23 protein-coding genes and 1 pseudogene are annotated in these 20,075 nt (G+C 65.4%); 17 read left to right on the top strand and 7 right to left on the bottom strand.

All coding sequences use genetic code 11. From position 1 onward, the window contains the following. Positions 1-59 precede the first annotated feature (59 nt). A complete protein-coding gene (locus tag MTDSW087_RS15915) occupies positions 60-1,124 on the top strand; it encodes an SDR family oxidoreductase (protein WP_144765570.1) in 1,065 nt (354 codons plus the stop codon). A 307-nt stretch (positions 1,125-1,431) separates the two neighbouring features. Here MTDSW087_RS15915 and MTDSW087_RS15910 read toward each other — a convergent pair whose 3' ends face one another. Further along, positions 1,432-2,016: a histidine phosphatase family protein gene (locus MTDSW087_RS15910; protein ID WP_144765568.1), complete on the bottom strand. Its 585-nt coding sequence runs from the start codon at positions 2,014-2,016 to the stop codon at positions 1,432-1,434. Between the two features lie 624 nt (positions 2,017-2,640). Here MTDSW087_RS15910 and MTDSW087_RS15905 point away from each other — a divergent pair. From MTDSW087_RS15905 to MTDSW087_RS15845, 13 genes and pseudogenes are all read left to right on the top strand, one after another. Beyond that, positions 2,641-3,150, top strand: a complete 510-nt coding sequence (locus MTDSW087_RS15905; protein ID WP_144765566.1) for a ferritin-like domain-containing protein — start codon at positions 2,641-2,643, stop codon at positions 3,148-3,150. Beyond that, positions 3,147-4,172 carry an SDR family oxidoreductase gene (locus tag MTDSW087_RS15900; protein ID WP_144765564.1) on the top strand — a complete coding sequence of 342 codons (1,026 nt, stop codon included), beginning with the start codon at positions 3,147-3,149 and terminating at the stop codon, positions 4,170-4,172. Before MTDSW087_RS15905 ends, MTDSW087_RS15900 begins: the two co-directional genes overlap by 4 nt. Before the next feature lies 1 nt (position 4,173). Beyond that, positions 4,174-5,097: an alpha/beta fold hydrolase gene (locus tag MTDSW087_RS15895; protein ID WP_144765562.1), complete on the top strand. Its 924-nt coding sequence runs from the start codon at positions 4,174-4,176 to the stop codon at positions 5,095-5,097. A 267-nt stretch (positions 5,098-5,364) separates the two neighbouring features. Then, positions 5,365-5,910: a YciE/YciF ferroxidase family protein gene (locus MTDSW087_RS15890; protein ID WP_144765560.1), complete on the top strand. Its 546-nt coding sequence runs from the start codon at positions 5,365-5,367 to the stop codon at positions 5,908-5,910. A gap of 220 nt (positions 5,911-6,130) precedes the next feature. Then, positions 6,131-6,370, top strand: coding sequence for a hypothetical protein (locus tag MTDSW087_RS15885; RefSeq protein ID WP_144765558.1), 240 nt, complete (start codon positions 6,131-6,133; stop codon positions 6,368-6,370). After that, complete coding sequence (locus tag MTDSW087_RS15880; protein WP_144765556.1) at positions 6,360-7,880, top strand: ATPase domain-containing protein; 1,521 nt, start codon at positions 6,360-6,362, stop codon at positions 7,878-7,880. The genes MTDSW087_RS15885 and MTDSW087_RS15880 overlap by 11 nt, the downstream gene beginning before the upstream one ends. Positions 7,881-8,305: 425 nt before the next feature. Further along, positions 8,306-9,658, top strand: a pseudogene (locus MTDSW087_RS15875) (ATP-binding protein); the annotation flags it as partial. Between the two features lie 571 nt (positions 9,659-10,229). Continuing rightward, on the top strand, positions 10,230-10,508 hold the full coding sequence (locus tag MTDSW087_RS15865; RefSeq protein WP_144765554.1) for a hypothetical protein: 279 nt from the start codon (positions 10,230-10,232) through the stop codon (positions 10,506-10,508). Between the two features lie 421 nt (positions 10,509-10,929). After that, positions 10,930-11,199 (top strand): hypothetical protein, encoded by a 270-nt coding sequence (locus MTDSW087_RS15860; protein ID WP_144765552.1) that lies wholly within the window; start codon positions 10,930-10,932, stop codon positions 11,197-11,199. A 185-nt stretch (positions 11,200-11,384) separates the two neighbouring features. Further along, entirely contained in the window at positions 11,385-11,726 is a 342-nt protein-coding gene (locus MTDSW087_RS15855; protein ID WP_144765550.1) for a hypothetical protein, read from the top strand. Positions 11,727-12,062: 336 nt separating this feature from the next. Then, the gene (locus MTDSW087_RS30180; protein WP_186383865.1) at positions 12,063-12,227 is read left to right on the top strand and encodes a hypothetical protein; all 165 of its coding nucleotides are present in this window, start codon (positions 12,063-12,065) and stop codon (positions 12,225-12,227) included. A 68-nt stretch (positions 12,228-12,295) separates the two neighbouring features. Further along, positions 12,296-12,562, top strand: coding sequence for a hypothetical protein (locus MTDSW087_RS15850; protein WP_144765548.1), 267 nt, complete (start codon positions 12,296-12,298; stop codon positions 12,560-12,562). Between the two features lie 203 nt (positions 12,563-12,765). Next, on the top strand, positions 12,766-13,122 hold the full coding sequence (locus MTDSW087_RS15845) for a hypothetical protein (RefSeq protein WP_144765546.1): 357 nt from the start codon (positions 12,766-12,768) through the stop codon (positions 13,120-13,122). Between the two features lie 35 nt (positions 13,123-13,157). Here the strand turns inward: MTDSW087_RS15845 and MTDSW087_RS15840 are convergent, their stop codons facing one another. Beyond that, a complete protein-coding gene (locus MTDSW087_RS15840; protein WP_144765544.1) occupies positions 13,158-13,769 on the bottom strand; it encodes a PAS domain-containing protein in 612 nt (203 codons plus the stop codon). A 432-nt stretch (positions 13,770-14,201) separates the two neighbouring features. Between MTDSW087_RS15840 and MTDSW087_RS15835 the strand changes: the two genes are divergently transcribed. Next, positions 14,202-14,609 (top strand): DUF6894 family protein, encoded by a 408-nt coding sequence (locus MTDSW087_RS15835; RefSeq protein WP_144765542.1) that lies wholly within the window; start codon positions 14,202-14,204, stop codon positions 14,607-14,609. 28 nt (positions 14,610-14,637) lie between these two features. Here the strand turns inward: MTDSW087_RS15835 and MTDSW087_RS30840 are convergent, their stop codons facing one another. The 4 genes from MTDSW087_RS30840 to MTDSW087_RS15815 all read right to left on the bottom strand — a co-directional run bounded on the left by MTDSW087_RS30840 (position 14,638) and on the right by MTDSW087_RS15815 (position 18,324). Further along, positions 14,638-15,120 (bottom strand): hypothetical protein, encoded by a 483-nt coding sequence (locus MTDSW087_RS30840; RefSeq protein ID WP_238179548.1) that lies wholly within the window; start codon positions 15,118-15,120, stop codon positions 14,638-14,640. Positions 15,121-15,719: 599 nt separating this feature from the next. Further along, positions 15,720-15,968, bottom strand: coding sequence for a PilZ domain-containing protein (locus MTDSW087_RS15825; RefSeq protein ID WP_144765540.1), 249 nt, complete (start codon positions 15,966-15,968; stop codon positions 15,720-15,722). Positions 15,969-16,479: 511 nt separating this feature from the next. Beyond that, positions 16,480-17,019 (bottom strand): transposase, encoded by a 540-nt coding sequence (locus MTDSW087_RS15820; protein WP_373322038.1) that lies wholly within the window; start codon positions 17,017-17,019, stop codon positions 16,480-16,482. A gap of 150 nt (positions 17,020-17,169) precedes the next feature. Then, positions 17,170-18,324 (bottom strand): ceramide glucosyltransferase, encoded by a 1,155-nt coding sequence (locus MTDSW087_RS15815; protein WP_144765536.1) that lies wholly within the window; start codon positions 18,322-18,324, stop codon positions 17,170-17,172. Positions 18,325-18,448: 124 nt separating this feature from the next. Here MTDSW087_RS15815 and MTDSW087_RS15810 point away from each other — a divergent pair, with 124 nt between their 5' ends. Both MTDSW087_RS15810 and MTDSW087_RS30175 read left to right on the top strand, forming a co-directional pair. Further along, positions 18,449-19,354 (top strand): histone deacetylase family protein, encoded by a 906-nt coding sequence (locus MTDSW087_RS15810; RefSeq protein WP_186383863.1) that lies wholly within the window; start codon positions 18,449-18,451, stop codon positions 19,352-19,354. Positions 19,355-19,456: 102 nt separating this feature from the next. After that, positions 19,457-19,633: a hypothetical protein gene (locus MTDSW087_RS30175; protein WP_186383862.1), complete on the top strand. Its 177-nt coding sequence runs from the start codon at positions 19,457-19,459 to the stop codon at positions 19,631-19,633. Between the two features lie 7 nt (positions 19,634-19,640). On the opposite strand, the gene MTDSW087_RS15805 is transcribed toward MTDSW087_RS30175, so the two are convergent. Beyond that, positions 19,641-19,919: a hypothetical protein gene (locus tag MTDSW087_RS15805; protein WP_144765534.1), complete on the bottom strand. Its 279-nt coding sequence runs from the start codon at positions 19,917-19,919 to the stop codon at positions 19,641-19,643. Positions 19,920-20,075 lie beyond the last annotated feature (156 nt).

The following is a 20,075-nucleotide window of genomic DNA, read 5'->3' as shown; positions in this document are numbered from 1 at the left end:
CCGTCTAGCGGTGGGCCGGGACAGGGGCTAGCTCGGTGCCGAACGGTTCGGAGATCACCATGAACGGAACGGCACTGATCGCCGGCGTCAGCGGCATCGTCGGCAACAACCTCGCCCGGCACCTCGTCGAAGGAGGCTGGACGGTGCACGGTCTCGCGCGCCGGCCGCCCGGCGATCTTGCCGGCGTCGAGCCGCTCGCGGCCGATCTCCTCGATACCGGGAGCCTCCGGCAGGCGCTTGCCGAGGTGCGGCCCAGCCACGTCTTCATCACCACCTGGCTGCGCCAGGAGAGCGAGGCCGAGAACATCCGGGTCAACGCCGCGATGGTCCGCAACCTCCTCGACGCGCTCCGGCCGGCGGGCAGCGTGCGTCACGTCGCGCTGGTCACCGGCCTGAAGCACTATCTTGGCCCGTTCGAGGCCTATGGGAAGGGCACTTTGCCCGCGACCCCGTTCCGAGAGGACCAGCGCCGGCTCGACATCGAAAACTTCTACTACGCCCAGGAGGACGAGGTCTTCGCCGCCGCGGGTCGAGATGGCTTCGGATGGAGCGTGCACCGGCCCCACACCATCATCGGCTACGCGCTGGGCAACGCCATGAACATGGGCGTGACGCTCGCCGCCTACGCTACGCTCTGCCGGGAGACTGGCCGGCCCTTCCGCTTCCCGGGCTCGGCGGCGCAGTGGAACGGACTGACCGACATGACCGACGCGCGGCTGCTCGCCCGGCACCTCGCCTGGGCGGCCACGACGCCGGCCGCCCGCAATGAGGCCTTCAACGTCGTGAACGGCGACGTCTTCCGCTGGAGCTGGATGTGGGGCCGCCTGGCGGACTGGTTCGGCCTGGAGGCGGCGCCCTTCGACGGCACGGTCCGGCCGCTGGAGGGTCAGATGGCCGGCGACGCACCGCTCTGGGCCGAGCTCGCGACCCGGCACGGGCTGGTCGAGCCCGACCTGAACCGCCTCGCCTCCGCTTGGCACACGGATGCGGACCTTGGCCGGCCCATCGAGGTCGTGACCGACATGAGCAAGAGCCGCCGCCTTGGCTTCCTCGACTACCAGCCGACCGACGATTCCTTTCTCGACCTGTTCGAGCGCCTCAGGGCCTCGCGCGTCATCCCGTGAGCCCGTAGCCCGGCAAAGGCCGCCTCGCTTCGGCGGAGAGGGCGTCAAGACAATGGCTCTTGCGTGCGTGACGTCCTCGTCACGCCAGCCGGGGCCGTGGCGTGGTGGTGCGTGCCGGAGATGGCCTCGCCTCCGCTGTTCGACAGCCTGCTCAACCCCGAAGCCGGCGGCTTCTTCCAGATCGACGCCGGTGCGGCCAGGGTGGTCGAGCGGCGCAATCGGCAGGACATCGACATGCTCGGTAGCAGTCCAACCCGAACGGCTGTGTCTTCCCCCGTGTCGATGTCCGTGACAGGGGCTGATCGGATCAGAGCGTCCGCAATTCGGCGAATGGCTTATCGCTATCCCCATCCAGCAGACGCGGGGACAGCTGTCGGTATGACCACGGAGCGTCCGGCGTCGCGCGATCGAAACGGAGGACCACGTCGAAGCGGTCGCTGTCCCACTTTGCCGGGACACCGGGGATCGACTGGCTCCCAAGTAGGGCGGGGATGATCTGGGTTGGGATCGCCTTGTGCTCCCAGAAGATCGCGACGGTCCCCGTCAGCTTCGTCAGTTCCTCGACCAGAGCCTGCTCCTGCCCGACACCCCATCGCGTGTTGACATCGAGATACAAACGACGCGCGAGCGGTAGCGCAGTCTCCCATGGCCGGTGGCTGAAGCTCGCCTCCGCCGTGACTGGCTCGGGCCGCGCGGCATAGATGATTGTCGGAAGCGGGTAGTCCGCGCTCAGTCCCGATCCCAGGAGGGCTGCCCATGCGCCAGCGCGCTGCCAGCCGCGAACGATGAGCGATTTGTCGTCCCTTTTGCCTTCGAATGTTCTGCCGACTCCGGGATAATCACCGCCCGGCTTCTCGGCATGACGAAGGAGCAATACGGTCAACGCTGACATTCGATCCTCTGGGCGAGATTACTGATTCATTGAGGTCTTTATCAGCTGCCTCAACAGCAACGGTTGGACGTGCCAGAGCCCCGTCAGCACTCCGAACGACACCAGACCCGCCGCGAGACCGATCTACTTCGAGTTCAGGTGACTGGTCATGGTGGGCTCCCGCTCCCTGACACGACGGGCCTGCAAGGCCTCCAGCCCGTACCAGAACAGGAGGGCGCTTCCGCACGTGACGACCCCGGTGGCGACGGCCGACCGAAATCGCCCTACCGGCTCCGCGGCCAGGAACAGGTCGGCCCCCAGCGTCAGGGCGACCCGAGGATGAGGATCCGGGTCCCATCGAGACCGACCTTCACCTTCTTCGAGAGGGACATACGCAACAAGATCCAACGTCGCCGGGATGCAGCAATCGCCCAGCGTCCCCTTGGGTTCCGCGACGCGGATGCATGCCGGATCTTGCGACCGTACCTACGCCGTCGTGAGGCGGCAGCCGCGCTCATCGAAGAGCATCGCCCAAAGCAGGCCAGCCAGCGATTGCCGTAGGCGGGGAACTTGGCCGCTTGCCGCCAACCTTGATGGCGTATCGGGCCGTCACAGCCCCCCGCCAATCCCAATAAGGCGCACGTCATGACCACGGACGCACGCGACATCTATGTCACCGCCCTGAAGAACACCCATGCTGTCGAGATGCAGGCGCTCCAGATCATGGAGCGGCAAGTCGAGCGGCTCGAACGCTATCCCGAGATGGAGCAGGCGCTGCGCCGCCACATCGCGGAGACGCACGACCAGCGCGACCGTCTGGAGGAGGCGCTGCAGGGCCTTGCCGAACGACCATCGGCTCTGAAGGAGGGCTTCCTCGGCTTCGTCGGCAACATGATGGCGCTCGGCCATACGCCGGCTCAAGATGAGATCCTGAAGAACACCTTCGCCAACCACGCCTTCGAGAACTTCGAGATCGCCGCCTATGAGTCGCTTCTGGTGATCGGCGAGGCCGCCGGTCAGCAGACCCATCACGCCGCCTTCCAGCAGTCGCTGCGGGAGGAGCAGGCCATGGCGCAGAGGATCCACGAGCTGATCAGGCCAACAACGCTGCGCTACATCGAGTTGACCACCGCCGGCGAGAAGGCGGACCGGTGAGGCGCTGCAAGCCGCTCGCCGAGCAGGTCATCGTCATCACTGGCGCCTCATCCGGTATCGGACTTGCCACGGCCCGCGCGGCGGCGCGACGCGGCGCGGCGGTGGTGCTCGCGGCCCGCAGCGGTGAGGCCCTTGCCGAGCTTCAGAGGGAGATCGAGGCGGAGGGCGGGCGATGCGCCTATATGGTCGCCGATGTCGGCGAACCTACCGAGGTTCAGGCCATCGCGGACCGGGCGTTCGCCGCGTTCGGCGGCTTCGACACCTGGGTGAACGTCGCGGGCCTGACGATCTACGGGGCCCTGCGCGAGGTATCGGATACGGATCATCGGCGCCTCATCCAGACGAATTTCTGGGGCACGGTCTACGGTTCGCTCGTGGCGGTCGAGCATCTCCGGCGACGCGGCGGCACGCTGATCAACCTCGGCAGCGTGGCCTCCGATCTCGCCTTCCCGCTCCAGGGCATGTATTCGGCCTCCAAGCACGCGGTGAAGGGCTTCACAGACGCCCTGCGCATGGAGCTGCGCCATGAGGGCGCCCCTATCGCGGTCACGCTCGTCAAGCCGACCTCGATCGACACCCCTCTGCCGCGGCGGGCGCGCAATTACATGGACCGCGAGCCGATGCTGCCGCCGCCGATCTACCGGCCGGAGACGGTCGCGGAAGCGATCCTGCACGCGGCGGAGCACCCGCAGCGCGACATCGTGGTCGGCGGCGCCGGCAAGCTGTTCACAGCGGCCAAGGAGTTCGCGCCGGGCGCCTACGATCTGCTCGCACCCGCCATCATCGCACTTCAGAAGCGCAGGGGCGAGCCGCGCCGGCCCGAGGGGGCGCTGCACGGCCCGGAGCAGGACGATACGGGCCGGACGCGTGGCGATCAGCCTGGCTATGTCATGCGTACGAGCGCCTATACGCGGGCGAGCCTGCATCCGCTGGCTACGGCAGCGGGCGGCGTCGGCCTCGCTGCCGCAATCGCCGTCCTGCTCGGGCTGGACCGAGCGCGCCGCGACAGAGGCCTGCACTGAGATGGGCGCTCTCCTGCTTCAGGCGGACCTGCCCGGTCCAATGCCCTCGACCAGCGCGGACAGCCGCATCGTTCCGCGCACGATCACGGCTTTGACCGGGAATCGCACGATGGCCTGGGCGGAGATCGGCTCGGGGCCGGACCTCGTCGCGATCCATGGCGCGCTGATGACGCTGGAGGACATGTGGCTCGGTCCAGCGCTGGCGCTTGCGCAGCATTTCCGTGTCGTGGCCGTCGACCGGCCGGGCCACGGTTTCAGCGTGCGTCAGCGCCTCGCGGACGCCTCGCCCTGGCGGCAGGCCGAACTCATTCGCGAGGCGGTCCGACGTCTGGGTCTTCGCCGCCCGGTCATCCTCGGCCATTCCTTCGGCGGTGCCGTCGCGCTCGCTTACGGGATGCTCTATCCGAATGAGATTACCGGCGTCGTCGCGCTGGCGCCGATCTGCTTCCCGGAACCGCGCCTCGAGCAGATCCTGTTCGGGCCCCGCGCCGTGCCGCTCCTCGGCGAGCGCTTGACCGAATTGCTCGGCGTCACGGTCGACCCGGCATTGCTGAGCCTTCTCTGGGCCGGAATCTATGCACCGCAGCCGATGCCGACGGACTTCGCCGCCCGCTACCCCTTCGCGATGGCGGGACGTGCGACGCAGTTGATCGCGGAGGGTGAGGACGCAAACGCCCTCTGGCTCGGTCTGAGCCGGAGCTTGGCAAGCTACGGCGCCTGTCGCGTGCCGGTCCGAATCCTCTGCGGCGGCAGCGATAAGGTCGTCAACACGTTCGCGCATGGTCGCATGGCCGCGCAGATGATCCCGACTGCCCACTTTGAGCAGCTTCCCGGTATCGGGCACATGCTCCATCATATCGAGGTCGACGCGGTCGTCCGTGCGGCGTGCGCTGTGGCAGCATCACACGCACGCCAGGCCCCATGAACACGCACGTTGAAGGCTTCACTAAGGAAGCGCTGGGACAGATGTACGCCGATTTCCGGCATCCGCTGGCAGACCCCGAGACCTGACGGCTTTCCACACCCGCCTGCCGACGCACGTCCGCTTCGGGCCACCCGGTTCCCCGAAATTTGCAGCTTCCCCCAGAATAATGTTCGGACCCACGCGCCCGGAGCTACGTTTCTACCATGCTGGCCGTCAGTGAGACCACTCCCACGGCCTCGACCATTCAACAATCGGAAGCTGAGCTCCATGGCAACCAAGCAGAAAACACTTCAGGATGCGTTCTACGAGACTCTGAAGGATGTCTACTACGCTGAGCGGCAGTCGGTACGGGCCCTGAAGAAATCAGCCAAAGCTGCCGAGCACGAGGAGCTGCGCCAAGCGTTTGAGACGCATGCCGAGGAGAGCGCCAATCAAGTCGAGCGTCTGCAGCAGGTGTTCGAGATTATCGGAAAGCCGGCCCGGGGCAAGACCTGCGAGGCGATGCAGGGCCTGACGGCCGAGATGGAGGAGGACCTTGAAGACTTCGGCGACAGCCCGGCCGCCGATGCGGTGCTCGCGGCCTGCGCGCAGGCGGTCGAGCATTACGAAATAGCCCGCTATGGCACGCTCAAGACCTGGGCTTGCCAGCTTGGCTACGAGGACGCGGCCAAGCTGCTCGATGCCACGCTAGAGGAAGAGAAGAAGACTGATCAGCTCCTTTCCGAGATCGCTCAGCGCATCAACGTCGAGGGCTCCGAGGGTGACGTCGACGAGGACGTTACCAAGGCCAAGCGCGCGCGCAGGAGCGCTTGAGACCATCCTCCGGGCCGATCGCGTGGAAAGGGTGCCCTGCGGCGCCCTTTCTGCTGTTCGTGTCTCATGGGTGCGGTTAGATCTTGCGGTAGGCGGACGAGGTGATGACGCGGGCCCCAACCCTAAACGAATATGCACGCCCTGCGCCCGGCGCATGAGTTGGCGCGTAGTGTATACACTGCTTGGCATCTGTCGCGTCGAACGTTACGGAAGCGGAGAGATGGCTGCCTTTGTGTTCGGCCCTGAGCTTAGACTGCTGCATCCGGTCACCGTGCAGCGCGAGCGCATATTGCCCAGCCTCGCTGACTTTCAGGATTGCCAGGCCACCTCTGGCTTGATCTTCAGCAAATGCATGATCCCGCCTCGCGCCGAGGCAGACCTCGCCAAGATGCCGCCAACCATCCCCGCTCACACGCTGCCAGCTGTGATGGCTAAGGAGTCGATTGCCTATGGCTGCTGACATCGAGACTGAAACCGAACCCGCGCCCGACTACTCTGGCAAGGCGATGCTGGGCGTCCTCGGTCTCGACGACGTGCTCAGCGGCGGCTTCGTCCGCGACCGCCTCTACCTCTTGGAGGGCAACCCCGGCACCGGCAAGACCACAATTGCCTTGCAGTTCCTGCTGGAAGGTGCCCGCCGGGGCGAGCGCGGCCTCTATATCAGTCTGTCCGAGACGCGCGAGGAGTTGCTTGAGACCGCCCGCTCGCACGACTGGACGATCGGCGACTTGATCACCGTCTACGAGTTGATCCCTCCCGAAAGCTTGCTCGACGCCGAGCAGCAGCAAAGCCTGCTCTACACTTCCGACCTCGAACTCGGCGAGGCGACGAAGGCGATCTTCGAGCAGGTCGAAGCGACCAAACCGGCCCGTGTCGTGCTCGACAGCTTGTCCGAGATCCGCCTGCTCGCCGGCGGCTCGCTGCGCTATCGGCGCCAGATCCTGGCACTCAAGCACTACTTCGCGCGCCAGGGCACGACCGTGCTGTTGCTCGACGACCTCACCGCCGACGCCCTCGACAAGACCGTGCACAGCGTCACCCACGCGGTGGTCCGCCTTGATGAGCTGGCGCCTGACTACGGCGCCGAGCGGCGACGCCTGCGGGTGCTCAAGTACCGCAGCCAGCGCTTCCGCGGCGGCTACCACGACTTCTGCATCTCCACCGGCGGCGTGCGTGTGTTTCCGCGCCTCATCGCTCTGGAGCATAAGACGGCGTTTGTCCGCAATCAGCTCGGGAGCGGCGTGATCGAACTCGATGCCCTTCTCGGCGGCGGTGTCGAGGCAGGATCGAGCACCTTGATCCTCGGGCCGGCCGGCACCGGCAAGTCGCTGTTCGCGATCCAGTACGTACTCGCCGCCGTCGCGCGTGGCGAGAAGGCGGCAATGTTCATCTTCGATGAGGAACTCGGCGTGTTGCTGGAGCGCACCCGGGCGATGGGGTTCGACCTCGCGGGCCTGCGCGACCAGGGTCAGCTGACCATCGAGCAGGTCGACGCGGCCGAGCTGTCGCCGGGCGAGTTCGCCCACCTCGTGCGGTGTCAGGTCGACGAGGCGCGGGCAAAGACCGTCGTGATCGACAGCCTCAACGGCTACCAGGCGGCGATGCCGCAGGAGAACGCGCTCATTCTGCACGTTCACGAATTGCTGCAGTATCTCAACCGCCAAGGTGCCACGACCTTCCTGACCGTGGCCCAGCATGGTCTGGTCGGTGACATGAGGAGTCCTGTTGACGTCACCTACCTCGCCGACACAGTGATCCTGTTGCGCTACTTCGAGGCGCGCGGGCAGGTACGTCGGGCGATTTCGGCCGTGAAGAAGCGCACCGGTGCGCACGAGGACACGATCCGCGAGTATCGCATCACAGGCACGGGGCTGCGGGTCGGCGAACCGCTGCGCAACTTCCAGGGCGTGCTGCGCGGTGTACCCACTCTGGTGAAGGACCAAGCGTTGCTGGACAGCGACCAACCGTGACGGTGCCGAACAACCCGCTGTCCGAGCGCGTGCTGGTCCTCGCCCCGCACGGGCGCGATGCCGCACTGGCTCGGCAGTTGCTCACCGAATCCGGCCTCGCGGCGCTGGTGGTTCCGAGCCTTTCGGAACTGGTGCAGGGCCTCGCTGAGATCGCCGGGGCGGCGCTCGTGACCGAGGAGACGGTGCGCACCGCCGACCTAACCCCGCTCAGCGGCTGGATCGGCGAACAGCCGGCGTGGTCGGACATGCCGTTCATCGTGCTCACCCGCCAGGGCGGGGCGGATCGTAGCCCGACGGCAGCGCGCCTGACGCGCATCCTCGGCAACGTCAGCTTCTTGGAACGCCCCTTTCACCCCACGACCCTGATCAGCGTGGTCACCGCCGCTCTACGTGGGCGTCGGCGCCAGTACGAGGCCAGGGCGCGCCTGGAAGAGTTGCGCGCCCGCGAGGCGGAGCTGCGCGAGTTGAACGTCATGCTGGAGACGCGTGCCGCCGAGGCCATCGGCGAGCGCGCGATCGCCGAGGAGGCGCTGCGGCAGTCGCAGAAGATGGAGGCGGTGGGCCAGCTCACCGGCGGCGTGGCGCACGACTTCAACAATCTGCTGACCATCATCCGCTCATCGGTCGATTTCCTGCGCCGGCCGAACCTGCCGGAGGAGCGGAGGCGGCGCTACATGGACGCGGTGTCGGACACGGTCGACCGCGCTGCCAAGCTCACCGGCCAGCTTCTCGCCTTCGCCCGGCGGCAGGCGCTCAAGCCCGAGACCTTCGAGGTCGGCGCCTGCCTGCGCGGCATTGCCGAGATGCTCGACACGGTCACTGGTGCTCGCATCCGGGTTGTGCTGGAGGCGTCGGACGCCCCCTGCCACGTCTACTGCGACCGCAGCCAATTTGAGACCGCTCTGGTGAACATGGCGGTCAACGCCCGTGATGCGATGGACGGCGAGGGCAGGCTGACCTTGAGGTTGGCCCGCAACCATCCACTTCCGGCGATCCGAGGCCACGCCAGCTCGCGCTCCACCTTCGTCGCGATAGCGCTGACCGATACCGGTACGGGCATCGCGCCGGGCGATCTCGCCCGCATCTTCGAGCCGTTCTTCACGACCAAGGAAGTGGGCAAAGGCACTGGACTCGGCCTTTCCCAGGTCTTCGGCTTTGCCAAGCAGTCGGGCGGCGACATCGACGTCGTGAGTGAGGTCGGCAAGGGCACCACCTTCACGCTGTACCTGCCGGAGGTCGAAGCGGCGGATACTGCTGCCATCGAGCAGTCTGGAGAGACGAGTACAATTGATGGCGCTGGCCGGAAGGTTCTCGTGGTCGAGGACAACGCCGAGGTCGGCCACTTCACGACCCAGATCCTGCAAGACCTTGGCTATGCGCCGGAATAGGCATCAAACGCCGAGGCAGCACTGGAGCGGCTCGGCTCGGACGGCGACGGGTTCGACGTGGTGTTCTCGGACGTGGTGATGCCGGGCATGGGCGGCCTCGCGTTGGCTGAGGAGCTACGATGCCGCCTACCTGATCTGCCGGTGGTGCTGGCTTCGGGGTATAGCCACGTGCTCGCCAAGGAGGGCAGCCACGGCTTCGAGTTGCTGCACAAGCCCTACTCGGCCGAACAGCTCGGGAGCCTGCTCCGGCAGGTCACCATGCTCAGTTCACGATCGACGCCCAGAGCGCTCTCCGCCGAAGTGGACACCGGCTCGGCGGAAGAGAGGGCGTCAAAACAAGAGCTTAGAGCCGTTCCCGATCGCAACGCGATCGCGAGTGGCTCCAAGTGAGGCCCTCGTTCTCACGAGCGTGGGCCGTCTCAACACCTCGACCGTCCTGCTCTGGCGTGTCGTCATGGGAACAGCCTTCACTGGCATGTTCGGGGCCAAGTAGTCCGTCAGCGGATGGATCCGGTGGGGTTCCGACGGTGGTTCCCGATCGCGTTGCTCGTGCTCGGCATCGATCTGGCCACTGGTCGAGGTTCCATTCGATAGCCTCGACATCAACACGGCCAGCCTCGTCGAGAACCGGCAAATCCTTTTGCTTCTAGTCCGTTACGGTCTTGCGGCCTAAGCCGTGCCGCCGGGCGAACTCAGCCCGGGAGAGGAATTTCGGCCCGCCATTCTCAGCCATAAGCGCTGTCACCTGTTACCCCGGCACAGGGTTTCGGACCCTGGCACCAGAAAACGTCGTGGCCCCGACCACCCGTATACGCTCGCCGATCCCAGGGGCCCCGGCAGAGGGGGAGGGGGATCGGTCGGCCCCGCCAAGCCCTTACACTGGCAAGTGCCAAACGGCACGGCGTGGCCAGATGGGGCGGCCTAGCGGTTCGGGATCTGCGTAGGACCGACGAGACGTTCGATGCTGTGGGCCACCCGCCTGTTCGATCTCTGCCAAGGCAGCGATATCGAGGAGCTGTTCGCCGACCAGTATGCCGCCTCCGGTCGCCCGAAGGACATGATGCTGATCGAGGTCCGTAATGAGGTTGGCCGCCGGCGCCTGTACGTCGGTGCGCCCGACCCCGAGCTGCTATCTTGCTACTATGGCTTCGCATCCTGCCTGAGGCGGGATCTACCCAAGGCGCCGACCCTGATCGCTGGAAATCAGGCTGTTTTCCAGGCGATGTTCTCGGCCGGCTGATCGGCACCGTACGGCATTGGCGCCTCCTAGCCCCAGCCGCCCGGTGACCTGCCATCGCTCCATATCGAGCAGGATGGGCCGCTGTCCAAGTAGGAAGCTGTACTTCCCAAGATACGATCGAATTGTCCTCTCTCGCAGGACGATTCGGAGGACTAGCCTTCAAAGCAGAGAAGCGGTGCAACCCGTCTCCATTCTGGACTGTTCCGGAAAGCTTCTCGCCACCTGTGAACATCAAACCCTCGCCGAACGGACAGCGGTCAGAATTTCGCTGACGAAACGACCGACTTGTCCGTCGTTCGGGATGGGGACGGCGCAATGCCGCGAACCATTGAATGCAACCGACTGTTAGCGTGAACGTACGTTGCGCTAGACCGAACCTAGCTGAGCAATTTGCGAGCTCGGACGGTCAAGGAGGACGTCCATGCCTACGGTATCAGCGAGGGTGGGACTCGCCCGTAAGACGCTCGGCTTCTACCTGCAAGAAGATGATTGCCAACACCGTTGGCGCCACCCGACTGAAAGCAACGACGTCGCCGAATGCGATATTGTCGATCTTATGACTGATATGCTGCTGCTGGCGCGCGCAGGTGGATGCGATCCTTGTACGGTGCTGTGGAAGACACAGGTGCACCTGAACGCGGAGACCGGGACACGCTGTCCAGGACCAAAATTCAGCCCACGTGCGCAGTGAAAGCTTCCCAGACGCTCAGTCTCGGTCGTGATAACTGGCTCGTGGTCAGCGCGGAAACGCTCGGCCGCGGCACGGCACCATTCTGAGAATGCCCGGCGAGTCGGGCGAGCGAGACACGGTATCTCGCTGGCGCTAGAAGGCGCGACTGCGCTGGCAGTGGCGCGAGAAGATCCAGGGATCTGAGCATGAGCATGCCGGACGAGACGCTGAAAGCCCGTGCCGACATGATGGCGCTGAAGCTACTGGTGATGGATGTGGCTGCACGCTTCTACGCCGATCACGATGTCTCGCCCGAGCACATCCGCGCAGTGGCGCGAGATCACGTGGCTGTCGTCGCCTCAGAGACCGACGCTGCGGGCAGCCAGGCGGATCCTGAGCGAGTTGAGTTCATCGTCCAGACGTATGCGGAGGCGATCGCCGACACGTTCGGTGGAGTGGCCGAAGCCGTCGAGAGCCTGAAAAGGCGCAACGACGTGGGCGATCCGCCATCGCGTTCCGATGAGAAGGACGAGCCACTGCCTCGGTAGGACGACCGGCTGGCGTTCCTCGACCTGCCGCAGTCGCGCGTCGCGGTCTCGCTGATGCGGCTTCGGGATCATGCTTGCCCTACCGGAATGATCCTGAGGTTTTCGTTCGGGGGCGGACAGGAGGTCGAGGCGTCGGGCGCTGCCACGGAGGCTCCGCGGCTCTCGTGGCAATCGATGCGCCATGGGCCTACCCCCGCGCGACATTGCCCGCTCAGGATTTTACCAGACACTGAAAACAGTGATCCCGAAAGTGCGAGAACCCTGGATCTGCTTCCTTGTTTTTGGATCGTCGCGTCTTTCGGGAACGCGACGGCTCCAGGGAAAGGATCGCATCCCATGTCTTTGCTGAACCTCGGCAATTTTCTCGGCGATGTCATCACGCAAACCGGCCACGCCGTCACGGAGATAACATCGTCAACCGCCCATTCGATTTCAGGCATCGCCAGCAACATCGTTTCAAATATTCACATTGATGCAAGGCCGCCAACCTTCTCCACCTGAACAGCGATGTTAATCTGAACGCAAGCGTCGGACAGATTTTTATTGGTGCTGCCGCTGAAGTCGGCCACTTGCTTACCGGCGCAACTTCGACCGCATCTGACATCATCGCAGACGTGGCTTCGACAGCCGACCACTCCCTCGATGTCGCAGCTTCGAGCGCTCGTGACCTCTTCACTGGATTAGAGCATCACGGCCTCAATCTTGATGTCGACGCGCACTTGCCTGGTATCCTGGATCTGCACGGCAACATCGGCTTGCTCACGCCGGAGCACGGACTGCTGGATATTCAGGCCAATCTCCACCTGCTCGGCGGAAGCGACGCGCTGATCGGCTGAATGCCTTCGTCAGTTGCGGCAGATGCTATCAGGCCCTAACGCCAACGTTCTGACCAAGGCGGGACTGACCGCAGGATTGCGGCGGTCCCGCCGGCCGACGCCGGCAATCGATTAACCGCGCGTTCACTCTACTTTAAATTGCATGCAAAGCGCTTTTGGCCTACAGGTCGAGCGTGATCATAGGTGCGTCGCTCGATCGTTCCGTGGCGATCCACCTATCACCGAAGCCTGCCAAAGCAGAGATGCAGATGGTCCATGTTGGCCCTGGTCATGCCGAAAAGACCGACGATCACAATGCCTTCAAAGAGCATGCAGATGGCGGGGCATTGGAGCAGCTGCCTGATTCTGCATGGCACACGCTCGATCTGCTAACGGATGCCCTAGGAGTGACGAGGGCCGTACTGCAGGGCAGAAATAGCGCCAGTGCAAAGCTGGACGATGCGGCAGCTAGCCTAGCAGAGGCATCAACGCTGCTTCAGTCTTTCATCGGGATTAAGAGTCCGCAGCTGCGCCAGCACTGCCTGGATTTTGTTCAGAATACCGCCAAATCTGAGTGGTAAGCGAAAGATCGGTTCGACGCTGCCTTGGCCTGCTCTCAGTTCATGCGTTTGCGCCGAGCGTTTTCGATCTGTGCGCCGAGGACTCGCCCTACCTCCAATAAGAGCAGGTCGGCGACCTGGCGCAGCAATGGCTGATCCTCGATCTCAGCAATCGCCTTGTGCCCTGCCAGTAAGCTGCCCGCGGCTCGTTGTAGCGGCGTTTCTACCGGTACATGCATAGCTGGGTCACTCGCCTCCTCATCGAGGCGTGTCCGAGTGATATCGATGATGATGCCACGGCCTCTCGGCGCAACGCCTGCCGTTGCCTTCTCGAACCGACCGCGCGAGATGATCCACCGTATGCGGCCATCTGCCGAGCACACCCTGAATTCTGACAGAAAGCTGCCGCTTGTCCTGACGCCATCGCTGATCATGCCGGCGACACGCTCACGATCCTCGGGGTGGATGCCAGACACGAACGTCTCAAGCGGAGCCCCCTTCTCGGCCTCAGCAGGATCGACGTTGAAGAGGAGCGCGACCAGCGCGTCGGCCCGGACGCGATCGGCGGGAATATCCCAGGACCAAGAACCCGCCACATCCGCCGCATCGACCGCGTCCTGAAGACTGCTCCGCGTAACCCCACCGCTTGCCAAACCGGCGCCAGACATGGACATCCCTGCATGTGCGCGTTGCACTCTGCGTCGGGATATCCGTAACCAGATACAACTGCAAGTAGAAGTTATGGCATATTTTTCCTTGCCCGCCCGTCGACTGCACTTTACCGGCAGGAACCGACTAACAGGCTCTTGGATAGCGACCAGGCATACAGCCAAACGATCGTAACGGACTGCAGTGCATACGGAGCAGCCGTTCGTGGATCGGGCACATGGAGCACTGCCACGCATCGTTTGTGGGTGACGATCTCAGTCGTTGGCGTCGAGGTGGGACCCGTCACGTTCCAGGGCAGGTACCTGGCATTGAACAGAGCCACCGCCTGAAGGGCAGCAAAGTCCGGATGCCTCCTCGTGCTCCGACGGCAGTGATCCAAAACCGGTGTGGTCGGGTTGTCTGGGCTTAGAGGCTTTCGAAGCGAGGGACCCATGCCCTTGTTCTTCTTTCACCTGCGCAGCCCGGCAGGATGCGATGAGGATGAGATCGGGGTAGAGCTCGATGGGATCGAATCGGCCTACCTTGAGGCCTACCGTACAGTCCCGGCCCTCAGCGCAGAGATGGCTCTCGCGGGAGCGATTCCGCACCGGCACACCTTCGAGATCGTGGATCAGAGCGGCAACCTTCTGATGGAGGTGCCCTTCTCAGAGGTTCTGGATCGAGGTCGTGGGCCCACTGCGCCCGCCTTGACAGCAAGCTTTCGAAGAGCTGTGACTACGATGCAGCGGACGGCGGAGTTGATCATCTCGATCCGAGAGGAGCGCACGGCATTGCGAGCCACGCTTGCCGAGACGAAGCGGCTTCTCGCTCTGGCGCGACAGGCAGGTTCTCCGCGATAAAGGCTTTGAGCTGTTCACAGCCCGTTGCTCATATAGCTTGACCCGGCAAACTCGCACTGTGCCGCGCAATCGTCTCCAGGATGATTTGGCGGTGCACATGCCATTGCACCAGCGCTGCTTCTAGTGTCTTCAGCAGGTCCTTTGCACGGGTCGTGTCTTGGCCCTGCTCGCTCATCTGCGCGATCCGTGCGACCTGCTGAGCGACACGCTCCTCGCCCTCGCAGATATGCCTGTCTGCCAGGACGAGATCATCACGCTCCTTGTGCAGGGCGAGATTGGTGGAACGGATCCAATCCAGATCTAGGACGCCTCTTTCATCCATGGATGTTTTGAGGCCTAGAGAGGGAGATGTGATCGACAGTGCATCCGGAGCAGCGCACTCCAGAAGCAAGCGACTTTGCTGGATCAATTTATATGATTTCTCCACCTCTACTTCCCTGGCTTCTTGCGATTGAGCAGAGCCATGAAATTCTGAGCTGCCGAGCTTATGGTCTGGCTGCGACTTCGTCATGGCGCTCTACCTCAGTGAGCACCCCAATCTACACCATTAACCCAGATCAATCATCTGCCGAGAGCCGACTCTCGGGTTGGGAAGGTTCGAAACTTGCTCGGCAGAAGCTGCAAGCTTCACAGGCGTCCTCTGCCTCGCCGCAGCCCTCGATTGGATCAGGTGACGACAGACCCTAGGACCACGCTTGTACGGGGAGCGGCCCTCAGGACCCATTCAACCCTGGCGGAGGTGGCGCTGCCAGCGCGCGGCCAGCAATCTGCCGGACGGTGGCGATGACGCGCAGGCTCTCGTCAGGAGCCTGTCCACGCTCCGCGTCCATCTCTAGGGTAAGGAGCTCACTGAAAAGCATTTGGCCCCGCGCCGGACTTATGCCGAGCGAGCACATGAACAGAAGATCGAGAAGCCTTCGGATGAACGGGCAATCCGGGGGCGGTGGCAGCTCTTTCACACGATCCTCTCGGCTCGGGCAACTGCCGAAGCCTAGGGAATGCTGGCGTCCTGCACATCAACACGGATTAGATTCAGCCACAGGTCACCTCCAGATCCGCGCCGAGCACTACGGCAGGCCCAGAGCCTCGATCGAGGAAGACTTCGGACGATCAAATGAAGACCACGCCGATCTTCGTGCCGATGCGCCAGAGGACCCGGCAACGCAGCATGGCGGCTCCTTCAGTCGCGACGAGATCGAACTCGTCCGGGACCCGCATCGGATCCTCGACTTCGATCTTCGCTCCACGCGCAGACAGGTTGTGCGTCAGGCAAAAGAACATTTCGCGCTTGCCTGGGATGAGCAAACGACCTGTCTTGAGGGTATCCGTCCGCGGCTCGATACGACGCTCTTCCTGCATAGTGCTGCTCTCGCACTTTGATTCGCCCTCATTCTGTCAGGCGATTATTAAATTTGCATGAGGTCAGCGGTGCCAGCCTATGCATTCGCCAAGCAGTTCGATGCGTCGGGTATCGCAGAGATGAAAATGCGGGCTGGGCAACGTGCCGCTCAGCCCGCGAGTGTCCGGATCTCGTCACCTATGGAGATGGTCGGTGACAGCGCCTTCGATGCTTCGGCCAGCGGCTACGCACGCTTTGAGGAAGGGGACAGCCATGACACTGACGCTGCATCATGGCTCGGAGACCAATGCCAGCAATCCGCCGGTCCGATCGATACCGCGAGCGCAGTATGAGCGCCGCAGCCCTACTCCATCTGCCAGGGCTCCGGATCGTCGTCTCCGGCTTGGTCAGGGTGCCAGATCGGTTCCATCCCGCGCCTCCGTCGGAAGCGAAATCGGTCTACAGCCCGTGGAAGAGGCACGGCGTGCGGAGGGGCACGATGCAGCTCAAAGCCTGTTTGAGCGCGTGATCTCAGGCCGGATTGTTGAGGGCGTTTGCGGCCATGAGGCTGGCAACGCAGGCGAGACGGCCGGTGGCGACATCGAGGCGGCCGGCGCGCTCGCGCAGCAGGCCGCCCCCGTGGCTGAGCCAACCCAAGGTCCGCTCGACGAGCCAGCGTCGCTCCAGAGCGACGAACCCCCTCTGGTCCGGGCCCTTCTCGACGACGCGGTGGCGCATGCCGTGAAGGTTGCACCACTCTTGGCAGCGCCCAGCCGTGAAGGCGCCATCGCGGATGGCCAGGCGCAGGCTGGGCCACGGCTCCTTGCCGTCATCGAGGGCGGGCAGCGTGTCGCGATCCTGCACGTTGGCCGGCACGACGGCGAGAGCGAGGACGTGGCCTTCGGCATCGACCAGCGCCACGCGTTTGCGCCCGACCAGCTTCTTGGCTCCGTCGTAGCCGCGTGGCCCGCGCACCCCGATGCACGGGACGCTCCGTGTGTCGATGATCACCAGCCGTGGATCGGGCCGACGTCCGCAACGCCGCCGCTGATGGCGCGCTAAAACCCGCATCAAGCTCTCAAACAGCCCTTTCTCGATCCAGCCCCGGAACCAGCCGTAGACCGTGCGCCAAGGCGGAAAGCCAGCCGGCAAAGCCCGTCACCCACTGCCTGCCCGCCGATCTTCACCCTGCACGCCTGCCCTGAAGCCCCGCGGCCCGGGTTAGGCCGCGCCGGCCTCCGCAGGCAAGCGCCGCGCGGTCTTCGGACGGATGTCCATGGCGTTGCCGCGCCACACAACCGCGTCGCGCATCCAGGCTCGGGCCCAGAGCAGCGGGATCATCGCGTCGCGCACGAGGAAGGCGAGCAGGATAGTCGGCGAGCGGTGCCAGCCGAGACGCGAGGCGAGCGCGTATTCGGCCGCATAGAACGTCACGACCATCGCGGCGAGACCCATCGCGGCCTCCGCGGTTCCCGCGAACCATCCGGCGACGATGGCGGGCAGGAGGAGGCCGCTCGCGATCTCGGGGGCGAAGAAGAGCGGGAAGGTGACCCGCCGCAGGCGCGCCCAGCGCAGCTGGCGGGCCCAGACCTCGCGCCGGCGGCGGGGGCCCAGCGGCTGCTCGAAGGGGGCCGGAACGAGGTGGACGCGCCGGCCGGCCGCGCGGACCAGCTTCGTCGCCGCCGCATCCTCGGCGATCTCGGCGGCGAGCGCCCGGATGCCGCCCCGCGCCTCGAGGAAGGGCCGGTGCCAGAGCATGCTCTTGCCCTGGGCGAAGCCGAGGCCCAGCGTCTCGCCCGTGTACTGCCAGCGGGCCTGGAGCGTGTTGAGGAAGGCGCATTCCACCTCGGCCCAGAAGCTGCCCGGCCGCGCGCCGACCGGCGTCGAGCAGACGAGGCCGGTCTCGGGCCGCCAGGCCGCCTGCATCTGCTGCAGGTAGTCGGGCGGCATCAGCACGTTCGAATCGGCGAGCACGATCCAGTCGTGCCGCGCCGCCTCCCAGCCACGCACGCAATTGTTGAGCTTCGGGTTGTCGCTCACCCGCTCGTCGCCGACGATGACCCGCGCCGGCACCTGCGGATGCGTCGCGATCAGCCGCCGCACCAGCGGCAGGACGGGATCCTGCGCGCTCGCTACGCAGAAGAGGATCTCGTAATCGGGATAGGCGAGGCGGAAGCTGCGGCCGAGCGTCTCCTCGCTGAAGGGCTCCAGGCCGCAGACCGGGCGCACCAGCGAGACGGGCGCATCCACCGGGAAGGCGGAGGGGCCGCGCACGCGCCCGATGCGCCGGGCCGTGAGCCCGAAGCTCACGAGATTCACGACGGTGAGCAGGCCGCAGACGCCCAAGGCCAGCACGGTCGCGTTCGCCTCGATCATGCGGCCATCGTCCCCGGCTCGGTCCCGGGCGCGACCTGCCGCCGCGCCGTTCCGCAGCCCCCTAACAGTGGCGCTGTATCAGTCGTATGACGTTCACGCAGGCACCGCGCCGAACCGAGCCCGCATGATCCCGCCCATCGTGTTCCATCCGGCCTACGAGGCCAGCCTGCCGGACGGGCACCGCTTTCCCATGCGGAAGTACGGGCGGCTCGCCGAGATCGTCGCCGAGGACGGCCTCGCGCCCCTCGGCTTCGTCGCGCCGGAGCCGGCCTCCGCCGACCTTCTCGCCATGGCCCATAGCCGCGCCTACGTCGATGCGGTGCTCGCCCATGCCGTGCCCCGCGAGATCGAGCGCGCCATCGGCCTGCCGGTGACGGAGACCGTCGTGCGCCGCTCCCGCGCCTCGGTCGGCGGCACGCTGCTCGCCGCGCGCCTGGCGCTCGCCGAAGGGCTCGCCGGCAGTACGGCCGGCGGCAGCCACCATGCGCGGCACGAGCAGGGGGCGGGTTTCTGCGTCTTCAACGACGTGGCGGTGGCGGCCCGCGCGCTCCAGGCGGAGGGCGCCATCGGCCGCGCCCTCGTGGTCGATCTCGACGTGCACCAGGGCGACGGCACTGCCGACTGCCTCGCCTACGACCCGGACCTGTTCACCCTGTCGATCCACTGCGAGCGGAACTATCCGACGCGCAAGATCGCGGGCGACCTCGATATCGGCCTCGCGGACGGGCTGGAGGATGCGGATTATCTCGATCTGCTCGCCGCGCGCCTGCCGCCCCTCCTCGACGGGCTGCGGCCGGACATCGTCTTCTACAATGCGGGCGTTGATCCGCACCGGGACGACCGGCTCGGCCGCCTCTGCCTCAGCGATGCGGGCCTCCAGGCGCGCGACCGCTTCGTCGTCGCGCAGGCGCGGGCGCGCGGCATCCCGCTCGTGGCGGTGATCGGCGGCGGCTACACCCACGACATCGACGCGCTGGCCCGGCGCCACGCCCTCGTGTTCCAGGCTCTCGCTGCAACAGCCGCCGACTGAATCGTGGATGGCCGCCCCCGCGTAAACCTTTGAGAAGGGGTGCAGCGCACAATTCGCCCGTGGCGCCGGAGGGCGTCCCGGTTCGGCTGAAGAGTTGCGGCGATGCTCGGACGGATCTGGCAGGCGGCCAAGGTGACCCTGGCGCTCGGGGCGATGATCGCCGCGGCGCTCATCTCCGCGGACAAGCTCGATCACGACCGCCGCGAGGTCGCCCGCCGCGCGCAAGCCGCGCCGGAGCCCGTGATGACGGGCTCCGTCGCCTCACCCTCCAGCCGATAGGGTCCCGTCAGTAGCTGTAGTCGCGGCGCGGATAGCCGCGCGACGCGTAGCCGGGATCGGGTGCCCGGACCCGGGAACCGTAATCGACCTCACGCCGGGCGCGCCGGTTGGCGAGCGCGCGGCCGGCCAGGCAGCCCGCGACGGCGCCGACGATGCCGCGCTCGGCCAGGTAATGGCCGGCGACGCCGCCGATGATCGCGCCCTTGATGCAGCCCTTCGCCTCTGCCGCGCCGACGCCCGCGAGCGTCATCAACGCGATGGCCGACACTGTGGCGACGATCCGCATGGTTTTCCTCCTGGTCCCAATCCCCGGAAGAACTAGCGTTGCCGTCACGACGTTCCGATGCGCGAGACGGCAATCTCGCTGGTCGATGCTTGGGGATGCGGGCGACCGCTGCCGATAGGCAAGGCGCCCTCCGACTGGCATGGTGGCGCGGAATCG

This window comes from Methylobacterium dankookense, assembly GCF_902141855.1.
GTDB classification, from domain to species: domain Bacteria; phylum Pseudomonadota; class Alphaproteobacteria; order Rhizobiales; family Beijerinckiaceae; genus Methylobacterium; species Methylobacterium dankookense.
Note: the sequence above shows the minus strand (reverse complement) of the source record. Positions and strands in the feature narration are given on the sequence as shown.